General features: G+C 60.3%; 19 protein-coding genes and 1 tRNA gene. 4 read left to right on the forward strand and 16 right to left on the reverse strand.

The window, feature by feature from the left end:
• From XH92_RS33300 to XH92_RS33365, 14 genes are all read right to left on the reverse strand, one after another.
• On the reverse strand, positions 1–1,872 hold the full coding sequence (locus tag XH92_RS33300) for a long-chain fatty acid--CoA ligase (RefSeq protein ID WP_194455919.1): 1,872 nt from the start codon (positions 1,870–1,872) through the stop codon (positions 1–3).
• A 1-nt stretch (position 1,873) separates the two neighbouring features.
• Positions 1,874–2,587 carry an enoyl-CoA hydratase/isomerase family protein gene (locus XH92_RS33305; RefSeq protein WP_229185233.1) on the reverse strand — a complete coding sequence of 238 codons (714 nt, stop codon included), beginning with the start codon at positions 2,585–2,587 and terminating at the stop codon, positions 1,874–1,876.
• 93 nt (positions 2,588–2,680) lie between these two features.
• Positions 2,681–3,811, reverse strand: a complete 1,131-nt coding sequence (locus XH92_RS33310) for an LLM class flavin-dependent oxidoreductase (RefSeq protein WP_194455921.1) — start codon at positions 3,809–3,811, stop codon at positions 2,681–2,683.
• 201 nt (positions 3,812–4,012) lie between these two features.
• Entirely contained in the window at positions 4,013–4,792 is a 780-nt protein-coding gene (locus XH92_RS33315) for a creatininase family protein (RefSeq protein ID WP_194455922.1), read from the reverse strand.
• Positions 4,793–5,560 (reverse strand): enoyl-CoA hydratase/isomerase family protein, encoded by a 768-nt coding sequence (locus XH92_RS33320; protein WP_194455923.1) that lies wholly within the window; start codon positions 5,558–5,560, stop codon positions 4,793–4,795.
• A 164-nt stretch (positions 5,561–5,724) separates the two neighbouring features.
• Positions 5,725–6,444, reverse strand: coding sequence for an ABC transporter ATP-binding protein (locus tag XH92_RS33325; RefSeq protein WP_194455924.1), 720 nt, complete (start codon positions 6,442–6,444; stop codon positions 5,725–5,727).
• Positions 6,437–7,162, reverse strand: a complete 726-nt coding sequence (locus XH92_RS33330; protein ID WP_194455925.1) for an ABC transporter ATP-binding protein — start codon at positions 7,160–7,162, stop codon at positions 6,437–6,439. The genes XH92_RS33325 and XH92_RS33330 overlap by 8 nt, the downstream gene beginning before the upstream one ends.
• On the reverse strand, positions 7,159–8,190 hold the full coding sequence (locus tag XH92_RS33335; protein WP_246787809.1) for a branched-chain amino acid ABC transporter permease: 1,032 nt from the start codon (positions 8,188–8,190) through the stop codon (positions 7,159–7,161). Before XH92_RS33335 ends, XH92_RS33330 begins: the two co-directional genes overlap by 4 nt.
• A complete protein-coding gene (locus XH92_RS33340) occupies positions 8,174–9,043 on the reverse strand; it encodes a branched-chain amino acid ABC transporter permease (RefSeq protein ID WP_194455926.1) in 870 nt (289 codons plus the stop codon). Before XH92_RS33340 ends, XH92_RS33335 begins: the two co-directional genes overlap by 17 nt.
• 299 nt (positions 9,044–9,342) lie before the next feature.
• Positions 9,343–9,870 (reverse strand): flavin reductase family protein, encoded by a 528-nt coding sequence (locus XH92_RS33345; RefSeq protein WP_246787811.1) that lies wholly within the window; start codon positions 9,868–9,870, stop codon positions 9,343–9,345.
• A gap of 45 nt (positions 9,871–9,915) precedes the next feature.
• Positions 9,916–10,275, reverse strand: coding sequence for a VOC family protein (locus tag XH92_RS33350; RefSeq protein WP_194455927.1), 360 nt, complete (start codon positions 10,273–10,275; stop codon positions 9,916–9,918).
• 84 nt (positions 10,276–10,359) lie between these two features.
• Complete coding sequence (locus tag XH92_RS33355; protein ID WP_194455928.1) at positions 10,360–10,569, reverse strand: hypothetical protein; 210 nt, start codon at positions 10,567–10,569, stop codon at positions 10,360–10,362.
• 295 nt (positions 10,570–10,864) lie between these two features.
• The gene (locus tag XH92_RS33360; RefSeq protein WP_194455929.1) at positions 10,865–12,880 is read right to left on the reverse strand and encodes an acetyl/propionyl/methylcrotonyl-CoA carboxylase subunit alpha; all 2,016 of its coding nucleotides are present in this window, start codon (positions 12,878–12,880) and stop codon (positions 10,865–10,867) included.
• Positions 12,881–12,887: 7 nt separating this feature from the next.
• Positions 12,888–14,417: an acyl-CoA carboxylase subunit beta gene (locus XH92_RS33365; RefSeq protein WP_371818098.1), complete on the reverse strand. Its 1,530-nt coding sequence runs from the start codon at positions 14,415–14,417 to the stop codon at positions 12,888–12,890.
• Between the two features lie 134 nt (positions 14,418–14,551).
• Here XH92_RS33365 and XH92_RS33370 point away from each other — a divergent pair, with 134 nt between their 5' ends.
• Together XH92_RS33370 and XH92_RS33375 are read left to right on the forward strand one after the other, a co-directional pair.
• The gene (locus XH92_RS33370; RefSeq protein WP_194455931.1) at positions 14,552–15,958 is read left to right on the forward strand and encodes a short-chain fatty acyl-CoA regulator family protein; all 1,407 of its coding nucleotides are present in this window, start codon (positions 14,552–14,554) and stop codon (positions 15,956–15,958) included.
• Between the two features lie 309 nt (positions 15,959–16,267).
• Positions 16,268–16,903, forward strand: coding sequence for an Lrp/AsnC family transcriptional regulator (locus tag XH92_RS33375; RefSeq protein WP_194455932.1), 636 nt, complete (start codon positions 16,268–16,270; stop codon positions 16,901–16,903).
• A gap of 177 nt (positions 16,904–17,080) precedes the next feature.
• Here the strand turns inward: XH92_RS33375 and XH92_RS33380 are convergent, their stop codons facing one another.
• Positions 17,081–17,404 carry a DUF736 family protein gene (locus tag XH92_RS33380; protein WP_194455933.1) on the reverse strand — a complete coding sequence of 108 codons (324 nt, stop codon included), beginning with the start codon at positions 17,402–17,404 and terminating at the stop codon, positions 17,081–17,083.
• Positions 17,405–18,538: 1,134 nt separating this feature from the next.
• Between XH92_RS33380 and XH92_RS33385 the strand changes: the two genes are divergently transcribed.
• Complete coding sequence (locus XH92_RS33385) at positions 18,539–19,369, forward strand: hypothetical protein (protein ID WP_194455934.1); 831 nt, start codon at positions 18,539–18,541, stop codon at positions 19,367–19,369.
• The gene (locus XH92_RS33390; protein ID WP_194455935.1) at positions 19,366–19,659 is read left to right on the forward strand and encodes a hypothetical protein; all 294 of its coding nucleotides are present in this window, start codon (positions 19,366–19,368) and stop codon (positions 19,657–19,659) included. Before XH92_RS33385 ends, XH92_RS33390 begins: the two co-directional genes overlap by 4 nt.
• Positions 19,660–19,673: 14 nt before the next feature.
• On the opposite strand, the gene XH92_RS33395 is transcribed toward XH92_RS33390, so the two are convergent.
• Positions 19,674–19,748, reverse strand: a tRNA-Gln gene (locus tag XH92_RS33395).
• Positions 19,749–19,760 lie beyond the last annotated feature (12 nt).

The following is a 19,760-nucleotide window of genomic DNA, read 5'->3' on the forward strand; positions in this document are numbered from 1 at the left end:
TCAGGGTCTGATTTCTGCCTTGACGAGGTTTTCTTCGCTCTCGTCATAAAGCGTATCGATTAGTGATCGATACCTCTCCATGATCTGCTTCCGACGCTTCTTCCGAGTCGGCGTCATCGTGCCGTTCTCGGGAGAAAGCTCTTCCGGCAATATCCGGAACGCCTTGATCTGCTCGGCCCTGGCGAGCCTGCCATTCGCCTTGCCGATCTCTGCTTCGATCATCCGCACCACGATTTCGGAGTTCGCCAGTTCCGAGTACCGATCGATCCGAAGACCGTGCGATCTGGCCCAATCCATCGTCGCGGTCGCGTTCACCTCGATCAGCGCGGTGAGGTACTTCTTTCCTTCACCAAGCACAGCCGCCTCAGAGATAAACGGGCTGCGCCTGAGCTCGTTTTCGATCTGCGTCGGGCTGATGGATTTTCCATTGGAAGTGTTGATGATCTCCTTTTTTCGATCGACCAGCCTGAAGAGGCCGGTCGAATCGACATCCACGATGTCCCCGGTGTAGAGCCAGCCATCGCGCAGAGCGGATTTGGTCTCTTCCGGCTTATTCCAGTAACCGACAAAGAGTCCGGGTCCCCTGACAATCATTTCCCCGTCTTCGAGAACAGCGGTCTCCCAAGCCGGATCCCGCAGAGGTACGCCCACGGTGCCGGCTTCCGGCCATTCCGCCATCTGCACTAAGTTGGCGCCAACCAGCTCTGTCTGTCCGTAACATTCCTTCAGCTGCAATCCCCATAGCTGCCACAGCGACATCAGCTCGGGAGGCATCGCCGCGGACGAGGTGTATGTAACCGTGAGTTCCTCGAACCCGACCTCACAAAGCAGCGGACGGAAAACCTGTTGCTGGCACACGGCAAAGAGGCCGGAGATGAACGGTTCCGGCACGCCTCCGGCCTGACGATCATCAAGGGCCTTGCGGGCGATGGTCATCGCGAACTGATAGTCCTGCTTCTGCTTCTCGGACCCGGAGTGAACCTTGCTGAGGATCTGGGTAGCATACCGCTGGAAGAACCGCGGCGGAGCCATGAAGTAGGTCGGCCTCACTTCCTTGACCGTTTGAGCGAACTCTGCGCTGTTCTCGCCGAAATACGGCACCAGGCGGATGAGCAGAGGCAGTGTCGTTGCCTGTGCGCGTGCCACCGTGTGTGACATCGGCAGGTGCACGACGACACGGTGGACATCGGAGCGCAACTTCGACGTGAACAGGGTTACGCTGTGCGCGCCGGCGAGCAGCGACAGGTGGGTCAGCATCGCTCCCTTCGGAAATCCCGTCGTTCCGGACGTGTACCCGATGCTGGTCAGGTCGCTCGCCTTTGCTTTCGCGACCTGCTCCTGCAGCAAGATGTCGGCGTCAACCGATGTTTCGCTCCAGAAATCACGAAGAGAGACGACGTTCGCCGGCCCGCCTGCCTTTTTCCAAGCGGGATCGAGCACAATGATTTTTTTCAGCTGGTCAGCATGGCCCGATGCAAGGACGGTACCGAGTTGAAGTTCACTCCCGACGAACATGAACGACGTTCCGGAGTCGCCGAGATAATAGCCGACCTCCTCCGCCGATGAGGTGAAGTAGACGCCGACCATGATGCCGCCGGCACAAATGATCGCCATGTCCGCAAGAAGCCATTCCTGGGACACATCCCCCATGATCGCCGCGCGATCGCCGCGTTCGAATCCAGCCTTTTGCAGAGTAGCCGCCAACTTGGCCACCAGGTCCGAATACTGCTTCCAGGTCGTGGCGATCCACTCACCGCAACGTTTTTGCCTGAACGCGATCTCGTCAGAAAGCTCCACCCTCCGCTGGCTCAGGAGCTGCGGAATGGTCACGTCGGCGAGTTGGGCGCCTGACGCAAAACCCTCGGCGCTCACCTCAACGCTCCGCGAAGCGCTTGCGCTTTTCAGCGAAGGCGGCCACTGCATCGCGCCGGTCGGGCGCGGCGAAGGTGATCGTCTCGAGGGCGGTCGAGGTGTCCAGGAGCAGATGCGCGTACTGCTTGATGATCTTGTTCACGCAATACTTGGTCCAGATGATTGATTCTCTTGGGCCGCTCGCGAGCATCTCTGCGTACTCGATTGCAGCATCCTTGACGTCCCTGTTCGAAATAACCTCGTTGATCATGCCGATGGACGCGGCCTTTTCGGCGGAGATGAAGTCACCGGTCATGAGGTAGTGCTTCGCACGGACGGGCCCCATCAACAGTGGCCACATCACCGCGCCGCCATCGCCCGCGACCACGCCTGCGGTAACATGCGTGTCGGCAAACCTCGCGGCCGGGCTCGCGAATATGACGTCGCAGAACAAGGCGAGGGTTGCCCCGAGACCGACCGCGACGCCGTTGACCGCGGCGATGATCGGCGCCTCGACTTCCAGCATGTTCCGGATCAGATGGCGTCCGCCCCGGGTCGGCGACGGGATCGGACTTTTGTCGAGCGTTTTCTGATCGCCGCCTGAACAGAACCCCCGTCCCGCCCCCGTCAGAACGATCGCGCGCACTGCCTTGTCCTCGTCCAGCTCGACGAAGACCCGCTCGAGCTCGCTGTGCATATCCCAATTGATCGCATTGAGGATCTCCGGCCGGTTCATCGTGACGATGGCGGCACCGCTCGGCCGCTTCTCGACGATCAGATATTTGTAGTTCTGCTTCGACATGGCTATCTTCCGTTGGTTCCGGTTGGCTTACTTTTGCGGTCGCATGGCGCGGATCTGTCCGAGAATATCTTCCGTAGGCCGGACGACATTGTTTCTGTCGTTGAAGTGGGGGATCACATAGCGGCCACACATGTCGATCGCTTCCATGATTTTCTCGTGATTGACGGAGTCGAGATGAAGAAGCACCTCGTCGACGCCCATCGCCTGGAACTTCTCGATCTGACGAATGACGGTGTCCGGGCTTCCACAGACTGTTGTCGCGGAGTGGTTGAGCAAGTAGTCCCAGTCCTTTCCCGCGCGCTCCATGGCTGGCACGCTCTCGCTCATATACGCATAGTCGTCGGCGAGCTTCGCCAGACGGGGATAGGCGTCCGTTGAAATCCTCGCATAGTGCATGAGGGGCTCGGCGTAATCGTCCTTCGCTTTCTGATCGGTTGGCCCGATGCCGAAGAAAAGCGGAATGCCGATGCGCGGCCGATCGAGCGGACCTTGCTCGTCACGCTTCCAGCCGCGACGGTATGTGTTTAGAAGCTTTTCCTGGACCTCCCATCCCTGGTAGATGCAGTTGCTCATGACGGCGAGGCCTTCGGATCCGGCCCAGCTGTGGCTCCGCTCGCTGGTTGCAGCGATGCCGATCACCGGATGCGGCTTCTGCATCGGCTTGGGCACCAGCATCCGCGGCGGGATCTGATAGTACTTGCCCTCGAAAGTGAAGATATCTGCGCGCATCGATTTCTTCAGGAGCGCGATACCTTCTTCCATCTGAGCGAGAGTTTCGCTCGGGTCAACGTTGAAGGCGCGCATGGCAATCGTCGTGTTGGCCCGGCCGGCGTAGAATTCCATGCGGCCATGCGAAAGGATGTCGGTTACTGCCAATCGCTCTGCCGATCGCAAGGCATGATTGATCTTCTGGGGCATCAGCGTCACCGCTGACCTCAGCTTCACGCGCGAAGTAACAGCTGCCAGGTACCCGTAGACGACCTCCGGCGCGGAGCTCGAGATGCCGCCGAGTGCAACGTGTTGCTCGGAAAGCGCGACGCAGTCGAATCCGACCTTTTCCGCCAGACGCACCTCGTCCACGAGTTCATGGAGTCGGCGGGCATAGCTCTGCCCGACCTGGGTTTCTTGCTCCGACCAAAACCCGAACGTAAGTGCCATCTTCTGGATCCTCATGGAGTGTCAAGATGGCGAAGCATTTCATGGACGCGGCAACATTTTTGTTCGAATGCGCCCCGCAGTTACATGACTTTCCAAATTTTGTGCTGTGAGCAGTCGACGCCTGCCGCTTTCGCAGCCAACGCCGCTGAACGTGGCGCGACAATCATTCTCGGCGTTCATCCGCGGAGGAGCACGAGAGATTCAGGCAGCGTTACGGCTTCCAAACGAGACAGCCAGAAGATCTGCTATCGCCTCGAGACATCGCTCGCCGATCCGGGCCGTTGAGCCAAACGGGTTGCCGATGATGCCGTTGGCGGTGACGGACTTGATGCCGTTTCTCCACATTGCCTGAAGCTGCTCCTCGGATAGCGCACCGAGATGCCCGACGTCGAACCGATCGAGCCGAACGCTATCGGGGCGGAGCAACATCATGAGCGAGGTCTCCGCGATATCGGCATGTCCTCCAACCGCATTCGGGTCACCACCCGCTTGCTCGACGGCTCTTCGCCATCTCTCGATCCAGGCGACTGCATCGCAATACGCGTCGATCTCGACGTCTACCGGAACGGCGCTCCTCAGCCGGGGAAGCATGTCCCGAAGCGCGGGAAAATTCCCGATGTGCCCCGAGAACAGCAGAATTCGCCTGAAGCCGTGCCTCGCAAGACTTGTGCAATAGTCCAGGCAGATCGACTCGAACGTCTTCGGACTAATGGATATGGTCCCCGGGAAGACCAGATGATGGGCTGAACAGCCGACCTTGATGGTGGGAGCGATCAGGGTGCGTCCCAGATGCCGCGCCAGCCTTGCCGCGATGGCGTCTGCATGATCCGCATCCATGCAGAGCGGAAGGTGCGGTCCATGTTGCTCCACAGCTCCGCAGGGTATCAGGACGGTAGATGCCCCCGCAGCAAGGGCGGCCGATACCTGTTCGAAGCTCATCAGTTCAAGACGGAGCTCGTCAGGCAATGCCGGTGCGGTCATTCAGGCTTCCCTTGGCTGCTTCGACAGGAAGCGCGACCGCGCCTGTGCCGAACTATCGTCTACCAGATAGGCCGCGAGATCCTCGATCGTCACCGCCTCGAGCGAAGCATCGTCCATTTGGCCCGTCAGGTTCAGCGAACGCTTGATCGCCGTAAACAGCTTGCGCTCCTTTCCACGAAGATACCTGCATACCTCCCCGGCCCTCACCATCACTTCCGCGGTGCTTGCAATCTCGTTGATCGCCCCAATTTGGCGTGCCCTTTGGGCGTCGATCAAGTCGCCCCAGTAGAGCAATGCCTGCGCCTCACGAAGCCCAAGCTTCTGAACTGCCTTCCGGATTCCCTTGGCTGCAGGCAACAGGCCGTGATTGATTTCCGGGAAGCCGACCTTGCATTCATGGTTCGCTACGACGTAGTCGGCGTGAAGAAGAAACTCCAAAGCCCCGCCGACGGCGTATCCACGCACGGCACATACGAAGGGCCCGGGGTATCTCTCCATCTCGCAAAGAAGCGCGTGGAAGCTCCTCATCCGAGGCCGGGATATCTCGATGCCGGCGACCTCCTTTATGTCTCCGCCAGCGCTGAAGAAGCGCTCGCCCTGGCCGGTCAGGACAATGCCCGGCGGCGACACCTCACGAGACAGTGCGCCAAACGTGTCCAGCAGCCGGCCAACAAGCGCGTTATTCAATGCATTCGCCGGCGGCCTGTTCATGGTCATCGTGACCACATCGCCGTCGCGTTCGATTAGAAGGGCGTCATCGGCTTCCATAGAAATACCTTAAGCCAGGTTTTCCGGAATTGATTGCGGTACACCCTTTCCCTGACGCCGCTGCTCGACACATATAGTCGTGCCGGGGCTATTTCGCGGCATCTTCTGCTGCGATCTCTCGGCCGCCCTTTCGGATGACGGGCTAGTCCCGCCATTCAGGACAGTTACAATCCAAGATAAGCGCGCTGAATCTCGGAATTGTTCAGCAACTCGTCGCTGGATCCGTGGAGCACGATTGAGCCGTTCTCCAGGACGTAGCCGCGATCGGCCAACGCAAGCGATTTCGCCACATTCTGCTCTACCAGCAGTACCGTGGCTCCCTGCTCGTGCAGGGACTTCACCACACCAAACATGACGTCCGTCAGGGCGGGCGACAACCCGATGGAAGGCTCGTCAAACATGACGACCTCGGGCTTTGACATGATTGCACGGCCGATAGCCAGCATCTGCTGCTCACCGCCCGATAGCGTACCGGCCAACTGCCCCCGGCGCTCCCGAAGTTTCTCAAACAATTGATAAACGAACTCGAGCGTTTCGAACTGCCGGGCCTTCGCGCGCTTCAGCGTCCCTCCGAGGAGCAGGTTTTCTTCCACAGAAAGACTTCCGAATATCTGCCGACCTTCCGCGACCTGCGCAATGCCGCGCTCGCAGACCTCCCAAGGCGGCATCCCGGTGATATCAACACCGTTCATTTTGATGACACCACTCGAAGACCGAACGATGCCCGAGATTGATCTGATGAGTGAGGTCTTCCCTGCGCCGTTCGCGCCTACGACGCAGATTAATTCGCCTTTGTGGATCTGCAGGGAGACGCCGTTCAAAGCGCACGATCCATCGTACGCGACACAAAGTCCATCGATCGTCAGAAGCGCGCCATCAAGCATGAAAGCCTGCCCCCAAATAGCTCTCGAGGACCCTCGGGTCTGCAACCACCTCTCCTGGAGTTCCTTCTGCGATCTTGGCGCCGTGATGCAGCACCACCACACGCGAGGCCACTTCCATCACGATCCGCATGACGTGCTCGACAAGAAGGATCGTCAATCCACCTTCGGCAAGCTTCTGCAGTACGCCTACAATACCAGCAGCTTCAGTCGGTCGCAGACCCGCCATAACCTCGTCAAGCAACAGCAATTTGGGCCGGGTCGATAACGCCTTGGCCGTCTCCAGCATTTTCCGGTCCGGTAGCGTCAATTGATCCGTCCTCGCATGGGCCTTGGCGGCCAGACCAACGCTTTCAAGAGACTCGTACGCCTTCGATCTGGCCTCGCTTACGTTTCTGGTCCAACTGAAGGCTCCGATCATGGCATTCTCAAGCACCGACATCTCACGCATCGGCCGCACGATCTGAAATGTTCGCGCGATACCCATCCTGCAAACAGTCTCGGGTGGCGAATTGTCGATCTGGCGGCCTTCGAACAGCACCCGGCCGCTGGTCGGCTTCAGGGCACCAGCGACCAGGTTGAAACATGTCGTCTTTCCCGCTCCATTTGGTCCAATCAGCGCTGTGATCCGCCCCGCTCGAAGTGAGAAGCTTACATCCTTCACCGCGACCAAGCCTCCGAACGATCGGGACAGGTTCTCGACCTCAAGCAAGGTTGTCATTCTTCGACCTTTCGGGACTGCCACAGCCATGCCGTGGGTGGCGCCTGGATAGCTTTGGAAAGGCGCACAATCGCCGGCCAGATGCCGTCTGGCAGGAACCAGACGACCGAGATCAGGACAACACCGTAGGTAATATTGTTCAGTCCCGGGATCCGAAGACTGTCGCCGAGCGCGCTCATCAAGTGATTGAGCGGAATCGCGGCGAGCGACCCGACCAGCGGACCGAACGTAGTCCCCAGCCCTCCGACCACGGGCCCTATCAGGACGTCTACCGATAGCCCCATCCCCATGATGGAGTCCGGGAATATCGACCCTTGCACGAGTGCCAGAACGCCACCGCCCGCGGCGGCCGTTGCAGCCGATAGCGAGATCACGAGAATCTTGTGCTGGAAGGTCCGGACGCCGAGCGCGCGTGCGGCCGATTCGTCGTCGCGCATCGCCCGCCATACGTATCCGAGGTAAGATCGTGAAATAAATTCGGTTCCGATTATTCCCAACGCCGCCAGTGCAAGCGCGACGAAGTAGTAGAAGCGGGCATCGCCGCGAAGCATGGAGATCTCAATCCCGCCTGTTGGCGCAGGAAAGAACAATCCCTGCATTGCGCCCACGAACTCCCAGCCACTGAACATGATCCTGGCGAACTCGGCGGCGGCAATCGTAAGCAGCGCGAAATAGATACCGCGAACCTCGAACCGGAAGCTCAACCAGGCGATCGACGCGCCAACGGATCCGGCGAGGATCATTCCGGTCAAGAGCCCGACCCATGGCGAAATGCCGTACTTAACGTAGAGGACACCGACGGAATAGGCTCCCAGCCCGACAAAAAGGGCGTGACCGATCGATAGCTGCCCGCCGATGCCAAGCATCAAGTTCCAGGACTGTCCGAGGAAGGTGAACAACAATACGATCGTCATCAGCGAGATGACGTACGGGTTTGCCAGCACCCCGACTAATCCCAGGACAGCGAAGACCGCTATCCCGGCAAGCCACCGTGTCCTTTCCAGTCCACGGTCAAATTTCTTTTGCACCAAAAAACCCCCTCGGACGGAAAACCAGGATGATGATCAGGAGCGCGTAAGGAAGCGCCGTCTTCATCGAAGGCGTGAACATCAACGCCGCGATTGCCTCGGCGACGCCGATCACCAGGCCTCCGAGGAGTGCTCCACCAAAGCTGCCGAGCCCGCCCACGATGACCGTCACGAAAGCAAGGAGAGTGAAATCCACGGCGAGATATGGTTGAGCGTCGAAGAGGGGAGATATCAGGGCGCCGGCGACCCCTGCGCAAGCTGCCCCGATGCCAAAGGTGACCGCATAGACTCTTGGAATGTTCAGTCCAACGATGAGGCCGCCCAAACGATTGTCCGCCGCCGCCCGCAGCGAGCGGCCGAACGAGGAGAACTTCAGATACGCTCCAAGCAGAGCTATAAGCAGCCCGGCGGTCGCTGCCGCCTGCACTCTCGCCAGGTCGAGCGTCACAAAGCCGAGAGATACGGTCTGAAACGACAGCTGCGAGGCAGTTGGACGCGGATCCGGCCCGAACGCCACCAACAGGGTTCCGCTAAAGAGCAACGACAAGCCGATGAAAACAATGAATTGATAGTGATGCGGCCGGTTCACGAACCGCTTTACGATCAGCGTTTCCAACAGATATCCGAAGACGAACATCACGACCGCAGCGATTGCTGCCGCCACGATGATTGGGACGTTCCACAGCCGAACCGTCCAGTAGCCGATGTAGACACCGAACACGACCATCTCGCCGTGCGCAAAATTTACGACGCGCATGACGCCAAATATGATGGTCAGGCCCAACGCGACGAGGCCGTAAACGAGACCGAGCAGAATGCCGCTCGCAAGAACATTGAGCCAGAGCGAGAGCATCAGCAAGCACTGACTGGCGCGAGCGAATGCCGGGGGCTGGACACCGTAACATCCGGGCAAGCCGCTATCCGCGGCTGGCCGCGCTCGGGCGGGATCGCGACCGCTCCGGCGTTGAATTCCCACCCGATCTGGTCAGCGAACATGGTCCCCCGCATTGGTATTTCTCCTGTGTTTGTGACAGATATCCTCTTGGCCGCCGGACGCTATGACCTGAGCCTTTGCTTCGCATTCTCGGTCGATGTCCGGGCGCTATTCTCACTGAATGCGACACTCATTCGGCAGCCCATGCGCTGGACCTTCTAACGCCTCGGTACGGTGAATTCGCCGTTTACGTAGACCAGCGGCTCGCGATCGAGGTTGGTTGTTTGGGCAACAACCCCGCCGACGAAGATCGTATGGCTGCCGGCATCGTACGAAGCGGACACGCGACAGTCGAAGCTGCAAATTGCCTCGATGAGGCTCGGCGCACCTGTCGTGAGTTGACGCCACAAATCGTCAGCAAAGCGTATGTCGCCCTTGCTTCCGTCCTGCCCCGCAAACTTTCTTGCCAGCTCAGCGTGATCCGCCGTGAGAATGTTCCAGCAGAATGATCCGCTCTGCTTTATTGTGTCGTGGCCGCCGGCGGACTTGTTGACGCAAACGAGCACGCTCGATGGTTCGGTTGACACTGAGCACCCGGCCGTCAACGTCAAACCGTGCCTGCCCGGTCGCACGCCCGTCGTCACGATAGATACCGCACCGGGCACGTTGCGCATTGCGCTTCGGAATTCCACGCTGCTGAACACCGGGGATGGTTGGTTTGGCATCGGTGACACTCGGAAGTTCATGGTGATAGGTTCCCGCAAATACTCAGACCGAATGTCCGGAGCCGGCTAGCCGCCCTGCTTGTTCGACGCCTGAAAGAGCTGGATCGTGTTGTTTTGCGGATCCTTCAACCAGGCCACACGGCCATGCGCCCCCATGTCCCGCACTTCGCCGAAGATCTCGGCTCCCAGGGCGCGAGCCCGATCGAGCGCCAGCTCCAGATCCTCCACTTCAAATACGACGACCGCGTTCCGAGCCCCTTCGGAGGCCGACTCTCCCGGGCCTGCGATGCAGAAGGCCGCCTTCTCTCCGGCGAATTGAACCCATTTGGCGCCGTCGGCGAAGCGGATCGTCAGTCCAAGCGCTTCATAGAAGCCGGCTAACGCTTCAGGTTCCTGAGCGGTAAGATAGATGTGCTTGAGCTTCATCCTTTGCTTTCAATTCCGAGCGCACCGTCAATCCATGACCTCCGGCCACGATTGTCTGATGATACTTGCGCCGCCCGGCCGGCATTAATGTTCGAAGTTTTCACCGCGCGCATCGCCAATCAGCATATTGTGCTGCAGGCTATCCGGGCCGGCTTGTTGAACTTCCAGTGCATGCGACGACGAGAGACGATTCATGGCGGCATTCGACACCCTGCCGCTTTCCCGGCAGAGCGTTCGGGCGCGTATCATCGCTTGCGCCGATTGCGATTTGCCTAGCGCTGATCCGTTGATCATCCATGTGAACCCGCTGCCGCTGAGCACCTTGCGCAGCTCGCGAGCTATCCGATGACCGAATTTTCCCTTATTGGACCCTGCCGGCGCATTCGCGCGTCTGCGAACAAGCTCGATTCTTGAGCCGTCGCATGGCGCATGAACAAGGCTTTCAGGATGCTCGGGTCATCGTGTCGTGGAACTACGCTTCGCGTTGATGTGGCGCCGGCTGAAAGCCAGATGCCGGCGCAAAATCGGTCGACCTTGGGTTAACCGAGATATCCTTACGGTAGAATGCGAAGATCGCGATCCCTGATTGTCATGCGAACTCCAGGATCAGCGCATCGACCGCGAGCGTGGCGCCGGCGGCGGCGTGGACCTTCTTCACCGTGCCGTCGCGTTCGGCGCGCAGCACGTTCTGCATCTTCATCGCCTCGACCACGGCCAAGGTCTCGCCGGCCTTGACCTCCTGCCCTTCGGTCACCGCGATCGACACCACGAGCCCTGGCATCGGGCACAGCAACTTCTTGCCGGTGTCGGCGGCCGAGACCACCGGCATCAGCCGCGCCGAGGTCGCCTCGGTCTCGGTAAAGACGTAGACCGGCACCTCAAAGCCCTGATGCGCGAGGCGGAAGCCGTTGTTGATCGCCCGCACCTGCACGGCGACGAAATTGCCGTCGATGGTGCCCTGCCAGACCGGATCGCCCGGCACCCAGCTCGATACGAGGTTATGAGGGTTACCCGGCAGCCCGTCGGCGCCGATGAAGCGCACCGCGATCGCGTCGTCCTCGCGCGCGACATCGAGCGCGATCTCGGCATGATCGAGCCACACCGCGCGGCGGCGCTCGCGCAGCACGACGCGGCCGCCCATCTGGCCGGAGATCTGCCGCTTGCGTTCGCCCAGCACGTGATCGATGGCGGCGCCGACGGCCGCGAGCCGCCGTGCGATCTCGCCCTCGGGCGCGCGCGCCGAAAATCCCTTCGGGAATTCCTCCGCGATGAAGCCGGTCGAGAGCCGGCCCTCGCGCCAGCGCGGATGGTTCATCAACGCCGACAGGAACGGAATGTTGTGCCTGATGCCGTCGACATAGAAGGCGTCGAGCGCGGTCGCCTGCGCCTCGATCGCGGCGGCGCGCGACGGGGCGTGGGTGACGAGCTTGGCGATCATCGGATCGTAGTGGATCGAGATCTCGCCGCCCTCCTGCACGCCGGTGTCGTTGCGGATCGTGATGCCGTCATGGCTGGCCTCGGCCGGCGGACGGTATTTCACCAGGCGGCCGATCGAGGGCAGGAAGTTGCGGAACGGATCCTCGGCATAGACGCGGGACTCGACCGCCCAGCCGGTCAGCGTGACGTCCTTCTGCGCGATCGCAAGCTTCTCGCCGGCCGCGACGCGGATCATCTGCTCGACGAGGTCGATGCCGGTGATCAGTTCGGTGACGGGATGCTCGACCTGCAGACGGGTGTTCATCTCCAGGAAGTAGAAGCTCTTGTCCTGGCCGGCGACGAATTCGACGGTGCCGGCCGAATCGTAGTTGACCGCCTTGGCCAGCGCGACGGCCTGCTCGCCCATCTTGCGGCGGGTCTGCTCGTCGAGCAGCGGCGACGGCGCTTCCTCGATGACCTTCTGGTTGCGGCGCTGGATCGAGCACTCGCGCTCGCCGAGATAGATCACGTTGCCGTGCTTGTCGCCCAGCACCTGGATCTCGATGTGCCGGGGATCGACGATGAACTTCTCGATGAAGACGCGGTCGTCGCCGAACGACGACTTCGCCTCGGCCTTGGCGAGGTTGAAGCCTTCGGCGACCTCCGCCTTCGAATGCGCGATGCGCATGCCCTTGCCGCCGCCGCCGGCGGAGGCCTTGATCATCACGGGATAGCCAATCTCGTCGGCGATCTGGACGGCGTGCTTGTCGTCCTCGATGACGCCGAGATGACCGGGCACCGTCGAGACTTTCGCCTTCGCAGCGGCCTTCTTGGATTCGATCTTGTCGCCCATCGCGGCGATGGCGCCGGGGTTCGGGCCGATGAAGACGATGCCGGCGGCTTCCAGCGCGCGCGGAAACGCCTCGCGCTCGGACAGGAAGCCGTAGCCGGGATGCACGGCCTGCGCACCGGTCTTGCGGCAGGCCTCGACGATCTTGTCGATCAGAAGATAGCTTTCGGCCGCGGCCGGCGGGCCGATCAACACGGCTTCATCCGCCATCTCGACATACAGCGCGTCGCGGTCGGCCTCGGAGTAGACGGCGACCGTCTCAATCCCCATACGGCGCGCAGTCTTGATGACCCGGCAGGCGATCTCGCCGCGGTTGGCGATCAGGATTCGTTGGAACATGCTTTGATCACAATGGCAGATTGTCGTGCTTCTTCGCGGGGATCTCGACCTTCTTATCCCTGAGCATCGCCAGCGCCCGCGCGATCCGCCGCCTTGTCGAGTGCGGCATGATGACGTCGTCGATGTAGCCGCGCTCGGCGGCGATGAAGGGCGACAGGAAGCGGTCTTCGTATTCCTTGGTTCTTGCCGCGATCTTGTCGGGGTCGCCGATGTCAGAGCGGAAGATGATCTCCACCGCGCCCTTGGCGCCCATCACCGCGATCTGCGCGGTCGGCCAGGCGTAATTCATGTCGGCGCCGATTTCCTTCGACGCCATCACGTCGAAGGCGCCGCCATAGGCCTTGCGGGTGATGATGGTGACGAGCGGCACCGTACACTGCGAATAGGCGAACAAGAGCTTGGCGCCGTGCTTGATCAGGCCGCCATATTCTTGGCTCGTGCCCGGCAGGAAGCCCGGCACGTCGACAAAGGTAACGATCGGGATGTTGAAGGCGTCGCAAAACCGCACGAAGCGCGCGGCCTTGCGTGACGCGTCGCTGTCGAGCACGCCGGCCAGCACCATCGGCTGGTTGGCGACGAATCCGACGGTGCGGCCGGCGATGCGGCCGAAGCCGGTGACGATGTTTTTCGCGAAGGTCTCCGAGATCTCGAAGAAGTCGCCCTCGTCGACCACCTTCAGGATCAGCTCCTTCATGTCGTAGGGCTTGTTCGGATTGTCGGGGATCAGCGTGTCCAAGGACATATCGACCCGGCCGATATCGTCGAAGCTCGGCCATTCCGGCACGCCGTCGGTGTTGTTCGACGGCAGGAAGTCGATCAGCCGGCGCATCTGCAACAGCGCATCGACGTCGTTCTCGAAGGCGCCGTCGGCGATCGAGGACCGCGTCGCGTGCACCGAGGCGCCGCCGAGTTCCTCCGCCGTCACCACCTCGTTGGTGACGGTCTTCACCACGTCGGGACCAGTGACGAACATGTAGCTGGTGTTCTTCACCATGAAGATGAAGTCGGTCATCGCAGGCGAATAGACGTCGCCGCCGGCGCACGGCCCCATGATGACGGAGATCTGCGGGATCACGCCCGAGGCCTGCACGTTGCGGCGAAACACGTAGGAATAACCCGCAAGCGCCGCGACGCCTTCCTGGATGCGCGCGCCGCCGGCGTCATAGAGGCCGATGATCGGCGCCCTCGCCTTCATCGCCATGTCTTGCAACTTGGTGATCTTCAACGCATGGGTTTCCGACAGCGAGCCGCCGAACACCGTAAAGTCCTTGGCAAAGACAAAAGTCTTGCGGCCGTTGACCGTGCCCCAGCCGGTGACGACGCCGTCGCCGGGGATCCTGGTCTTCTCCATGCCGAACTCGATCGAGCGGTGCTCGACGAACATGTCGAATTCCTCGAACGAGCCCTTGTCGAGCAGGAGCTCGATCCGCTCGCGGGCGGTGAGCTTGCCGCGGGCGTGCTGCGCCTCGATGCGCTTTTCGCCGCCGCCCAGCTTGGCGCCGGCGCGACGTTCTTCAAGAGCTTCAATTGTGGAGATCACACAACACCCCCCGGTGGGTCCGCGAGCAGGTCTCACAGCGCCATATACAAGCGATCCGAGACCTGAGAAGGCTTGAAGACGCACATTTGCACATGCTACAGAATTGCAAACAGCAAATTGCGAAGTTGCAAATGGCAGGGAAGCTCTATATCGGTCGCAGGTTCCGCGAGGTAAGGGAGAGCAAAATGCTCACCCAGGCGGCGTTCGCGGAGCGGCTGGGAATCTCGCTCAGTTACCTGAACCAGATCGAGAACAATCAGCGGCCGGTCTCGGCCTCCGTACTGGTGCTGCTCGCCGAAAAATTTCAGGTCGACCTGAGCTCTTTGTCGCTCAACGACAGCGACAAGGTCATTTCGATGCTGGCCGAGTCGTTGGCTGATCCGATCTTCGCCTCTTACGCGCCCAGCATACAAGAATTAAAGCTAGTCGTTCAGAACGCTCCCGGTTTTGCTCAAGCGCTCCTGAACGCGCATCAGGCATATCGGCGCAACAGCGAACAGCTCGCCAGCCTGGATGGCCGGATCGCCAACCTGGCGGGAGAACCGACGGCTTATGAGGAAGTTCGCGATTTCTTTCACCTGGTCGACAATTACGTCCATGAGTTGGATACCGCGGCCGAGGCTCTTGCCGACCGGCTGAATATTCCCGACAGCAACGCGACAACGGCGTTGATCAGCTACCTGGGATCGAAACATGGCGTGCAGATTCGCCAGAGCGGTCCGAACGAGACTTCATTGCGGCAATTCGATCGCGCATCGCGCACGCTGTTTCTGAGCCAATATCTGCCGACACCAACCCGGACCTTCCAGATTGCCCTGCAAATCGCGGCTCTTGAAGAAGAAGAACGGATTGGTCAGATTGCAGATAAAGCGACATTTCGATCAGTCGATGCACGAAACGTGTGCGCGGCCGGATTGCGAAACTATTTTGCGGGCGCTCTCGTTCTACCGTACCAACGATTCCTGCAATCCGCTCGAGAGCTGCGGCACGATCTCGAATTGCTCGCGACCAGGTTCGGCGCAAGCCTGGAGCAGGTTGCTCATCGCCTGTCTACGCTTCAACGGCAAGGCTCGAAGGGTGTGCCCGTTTTCTTCGCCCGATTGGACCGCGCCGGAAACATCACCAAACGCCACAGCGCGGCAAAACTGCAATTTGCACGATACGGAGCCGCCTGCCCGCTCTGGAATGCGCACCAGGCATTCGAGGCCCCAAGCCAAATCATTCGGCAACTCGCCGAGACACCGGACGGCATCCGATTTCTTTGCATCGCAACCGAACTTTCGAAAGGCCGGGGCGGCTTCGGCTCTCCTCGTCCGCGCTATGCCATCGCGCTGGGATGCGAGGTCTCCTATGCAAAAGATTTCGTGTATGCAGACGGGCTCGACCTCACAAGCAAAGGCAATTACGATCCGATCGGAATTTCTTGTCGAATCTGCGAGCGGACCAACTGTTCTCAACGCGCGATCCCGCCGCTCAAGAGCAGATTGAGAATAGACCGCGATCGCAGGGACATACTGCCCTACCAATTACCCGGCTAGGCCCGTCGACGGCAAAGCTGCGGCCCCAATGATCGCGCGCTTGGGCACAGGTTCAGTTCCCGCGACCAAATCAGTGCACAGATTGCAATCGCGTTTGCTCATCACGACGGCAGCAGGCACCGGCGCGCAAGCCACATGTTCGGGCGGCAAGATCAGATTGACCGTTTTTCGATACAAGTCGTCATTTTATCGAAATTCTACATGCCCGGGCGAGGGATAGCATTTGTTTCATCGAGATGTCACCACGCGAAATAACGCAAGGGGCCGGGCCTCGATGGGACGACGAATGCTTGCCCATGGGAGAACGAAATGACGACGACGGCTTTGGACAGGATCGACATAAAGATCTTGAATGAACTGCAGCAGAACGCAAGTTTGACCAACGTTGAACTCGCTTCCCGCGTCAATCTCTCACCGTCTCCGTGTCTCGCTCGAGTTCGAACGCTTGAAAAACTCGGGGTCATTGACCGGCGAATTGCGGTGCTGGATCCCGCAGTTCTCGGCATCGGCGTTACGGCATTCATACAAGTAAGGCTTGAAAGGCAGGCCCAGCCGTCACTCGATAGCTTTACGCGTTCAATCGATCGCCTTGGCGAGGTGATGGAATGCTACCTGATGACCGGGGACAACGATTATCTTCTCCGCGTTATGGTGTCTGATATCGAGGCTCTTGAGGATCTCATCGTGAACAAGCTCTCCCGCATAACCGGCGTTTCGAGCATCCGCTCAAACCTGGCTCTGAAGCGGATATCTCACAAGACGGTGCTCCCTATCGACACGAACCGACCAGTTCAGGTCAAGCCGTGCAGCTCTTCCAGGCGCCCCGACAGGCCCGCCAAACCGCAATACGGCGCCTCGCCCCAGGCGCGGATCGATGGCGGCATGAATCTAGAGACTTCGCGGATTTTGCGGGGTGACGGCCAGCACCCCTCAAGCCTCCCTTAGACAACGGCGCACAGCAGAACCGTCTCGAGCTTGCGCTCGTCGTTCGTGCTTTGCGCTCCAACGCACAAAGATCGAGTGCCGTTCCGTGTTCGACCGTGCGCGCGCGAAACGCGACGGTCAAAAACTGGCCGTCTGACAAAGGCTCCCGCGTGAGGTGCGGGAGCCCAGGACCGACAGCTAGTCTCCCGGATTCCAGATCAGGAAGAACCCGTTGTCATCGCCCAAACCGACGGCTCGGCCAAGGTTGGCGTAGAGCTTGCGGGACCCAAGTTCAGGTGCCGCGAGTGACAGGCTGACGTAGTCCTTGCCGCTGCTCTCGCCGCGCCGGATCCAACCGGCTCCGATCTCGACTCCCTGGGCGATGATGCGGAAATCTGGCTGGGTGTCGGCCGACTTGCCGCGGTTGGGGACGATGTCGATGTGGGCACGGATGGACAAGGTCTTGAGCTCGCCCCTGAAGCCGCCGCTGTCCGTGCGGGTAACGAATCCGATTGCAGTCATGGTCTGTCTCCTTCGCTGCCGCAGGGTCGATCTCCTGCGATTGCGAGACCGTCATGGCGGCTGGAACGCAGCCGAACCCTTGGGGCGAAGCACAGCGGCGCACCCGAGCTCGCGCCTTTTTTGCAGCGAAGCGGCCGCGAGGAGCCGGTTTGCCGGCAGGGAAAAAAGGAAGCGTGCGAGGGTTTCGGACGGCGCGACGGCTGCCATAGGTCGTGCGCCCCAAGCATGGAATCGTCCCACTGAGTAGACGAAGCACAGACCCTTGCAGCTGGGACGGCTCTCCTCGGAGATCGGCGCGATGCGCCAGTTCAAGGCCAAGGAGTTACGACAATCGTGGAAACAACGGCCAAGAGCGCAAGTCGAAATGCATCTGCCCTTCAATACTACCATCCAGGGCGTTGTGACCCGCAAATGGCACAGGGCGCGCGCAACGTTGCACAAGGCAATTTCGATATGTCAGCGATGCGATAACGCGAAAATGATCGACTTGACGTAACTGCGACCAGTCTTATCGAGATGACGCAAGCAGTCCGACTTGGGCGGCAGATGCGGCAACTTTGCCTGGCTTGTAGTTGAACAAGCCGCGCTCGCGGTGTTCGATGGCGACCAACGGTCCCGCTCGAACCAACACGTCCGCGTAACCTGCAGTGGTCAGGCACCTGACGTCGCCGATCGGCAGCTGACTCCAATGCTGGTGTTTTGAGTCATTACAATGCGACGCTCTGTCATCATTCCGACCGGTTCATGGCCGCGCCGTATGCCAGCTGCAATTGCAGCAGGATATTGCGGTGAGACTACAGTCGACGCATTTCTCAAACGAGTCGGCATCGAGTATCCTCAGCCACGGATCAAGGAAGGAAAACGCCAGCTGTGGTTGAGAGACGATCTGGACCGGGCGATAGCCCCGGACCTCATACCCGGCGACCTCGCCGAGGATTTGTGAGCGTGAAACTACCTCGTCACGTTATCACGAAGGTGCTGGCGAGCAGTCGGACGGCGTTCTACTACAATGTCCCGACACGCTATCGGAAAATGGGCTGCCCCGTGCCGAATGAGCCTTTGGGCGCTGACTATGCCAAGGCATGCGGGGAAGGCGGCCGGGCCGAAACGTTGAACGGCCTGTTCGATGAATAGATGGATGTCCGCAAGGGGCTTCCGGTCTCGAGCGAGACAGTGCCGGGGATCGGTACGATCGACTGGCTCTTCAGGGAGTATCGACAGAGCCGAGCATACCTGGAGAAGGTCAAGCCGCGCCCGCGCCGAAACTACGAATGGAACATGCGCGAGATCTGCGACACGCTGACCAAGCGCGGTGATCGCGTCGGCGGCCGGCCGATCAAATCAGTGACGCCACTAAGCGCCGACAAGTTGTATGACACGTTCGTCAAGGGTGGGAAGGGCAACCGGCTCAGAACCGCCGAGAAGCTTGTCGTGCTCTGCCGAAAGGCATGGCGTGTCGTTCACCGCCTGCACCCTGCCGACTTTCCAAAGGACGTTCCTAATCCCTGGTTGGGCGTCACCATGGCGACCCGGGTCAAACTTGTGAAGCACGCCGTCACGCGCGAGCAGGTCTACGCGTTCGCGCACGGTTGCGTGGAGCGCGGCGAGCCTGAATGTGCCGCAGCGGCGGTCATCTGTTTCGAGTGGCTGCAGCGCCCGGAAAACGTCATTGCCGGCCATATCAAATGGAGCGGGTACCGAACCGGGCCCAAGCCGACCATTCGGATTGAACACCACAAGACCGGTGCCGTGATCGACCATCCCCTGGAGGAGCGGTTGGCCACCGGTGAGGTCGTCAAGTTCTACGAGGAGGCTGAGGGGGTATTGGCTAAGCTGGCCCGCCGTGGCGTTCCGATGATCCTTCGGGAGATTGTCCCCAGGCGCCGTCGGGATTTGGAAGAAGAGCAAAAGTCCGTCTCGAAGCCCTACTCGTTCTCTGGCATGCAAAGATCGTCCAGCGGATGAGGAAGGACATCGGGCTGCCCAAGGAGTTCACCCTGGACGCCTGCCGACACGGCGGGATGACCGAGCTCGAGGAGGCGGAACTGACTGAGGGACAGGGTCGCGCCCTGTCCGCGCACCGTACCCGGGAGAGCTATGCCGGGTACGCCAAACGGACCGAAGCCCGCATGCTGTCCGCGACTCGCAAGCGGCATGCGCACTTGCTTGCGAACCAAATGGCAACAGACGTTCAGAATGCGACCGCGGACGGCGTTCAGAACACAGAACAAGAACCATCAAAATCCGCCTTATAATCAAAGCGTTAAGATGGCTGGGGCGGGAGGGATCGAACCTCCGAATGGCGGAATCAAAATCCGCTGCCTTACCGCTTGGCTACGCCCCAACGTGCCGATTG

It is taken from the genome of Bradyrhizobium sp. CCBAU 53421 (assembly GCF_015291625.1).
Classification (GTDB): domain Bacteria; phylum Pseudomonadota; class Alphaproteobacteria; order Rhizobiales; family Xanthobacteraceae; genus Bradyrhizobium.

What these genes read in the sequence shown, in the direction of transcription:
- XH92_RS33305 (WP_229185233.1), bottom strand. Translation starts at nt 2,587, where the DNA reads ATGAACCGGCCGGAGATCCTCAATGCGATCAATTGGGATATGCACAGC.
- XH92_RS33310 (WP_194455921.1), bottom strand. Translation starts at nt 3,811, where the DNA reads ATGGCACTTACGTTCGGGTTTTGGTCGGAGCAAGAAACCCAGGTCGGG.
- XH92_RS33315 (WP_194455922.1), bottom strand. Translation starts at nt 4,792, where the DNA reads ATGACCGCACCGGCATTGCCTGACGAGCTCCGTCTTGAACTGATGAGC.
- XH92_RS33320 (WP_194455923.1), bottom strand. Translation starts at nt 5,560, where the DNA reads ATGGAAGCCGATGACGCCCTTCTAATCGAACGCGACGGCGATGTGGTC.
- XH92_RS33325 (WP_194455924.1), bottom strand. Translation starts at nt 6,444, where the DNA reads ATGCTTGATGGCGCGCTTCTGACGATCGATGGACTTTGTGTCGCGTAC.
- XH92_RS33330 (WP_194455925.1), bottom strand. Translation starts at nt 7,162, where the DNA reads ATGACAACCTTGCTTGAGGTCGAGAACCTGTCCCGATCGTTCGGAGGC.
- XH92_RS33340 (WP_194455926.1), bottom strand. Translation starts at nt 9,043, where the DNA reads ATGCTCTCGCTCTGGCTCAATGTTCTTGCGAGCGGCATTCTGCTCGGT.
- XH92_RS33345 (WP_246787811.1), bottom strand. Translation starts at nt 9,870, where the DNA reads ATGAACTTCCGAGTGTCACCGATGCCAAACCAACCATCCCCGGTGTTC.
- XH92_RS33350 (WP_194455927.1), bottom strand. Translation starts at nt 10,275, where the DNA reads ATGAAGCTCAAGCACATCTATCTTACCGCTCAGGAACCTGAAGCGTTA.
- XH92_RS33355 (WP_194455928.1), bottom strand. Translation starts at nt 10,569, where the DNA reads ATGATCAACGGATCAGCGCTAGGCAAATCGCAATCGGCGCAAGCGATG.
- XH92_RS33360 (WP_194455929.1), bottom strand. Translation starts at nt 12,880, where the DNA reads ATGTTCCAACGAATCCTGATCGCCAACCGCGGCGAGATCGCCTGCCGG.
- XH92_RS33370 (WP_194455931.1), top strand. Translation starts at nt 14,552, where the DNA reads ATGGCAGGGAAGCTCTATATCGGTCGCAGGTTCCGCGAGGTAAGGGAG.
- XH92_RS33375 (WP_194455932.1), top strand. Translation starts at nt 16,268, where the DNA reads ATGACGACGACGGCTTTGGACAGGATCGACATAAAGATCTTGAATGAA.
- XH92_RS33380 (WP_194455933.1), bottom strand. Translation starts at nt 17,404, where the DNA reads ATGACTGCAATCGGATTCGTTACCCGCACGGACAGCGGCGGCTTCAGG.
- XH92_RS33385 (WP_194455934.1), top strand. Translation starts at nt 18,539, where the DNA reads ATGGATGTCCGCAAGGGGCTTCCGGTCTCGAGCGAGACAGTGCCGGGG.
- XH92_RS33390 (WP_194455935.1), top strand. Translation starts at nt 19,366, where the DNA reads ATGAGGAAGGACATCGGGCTGCCCAAGGAGTTCACCCTGGACGCCTGC.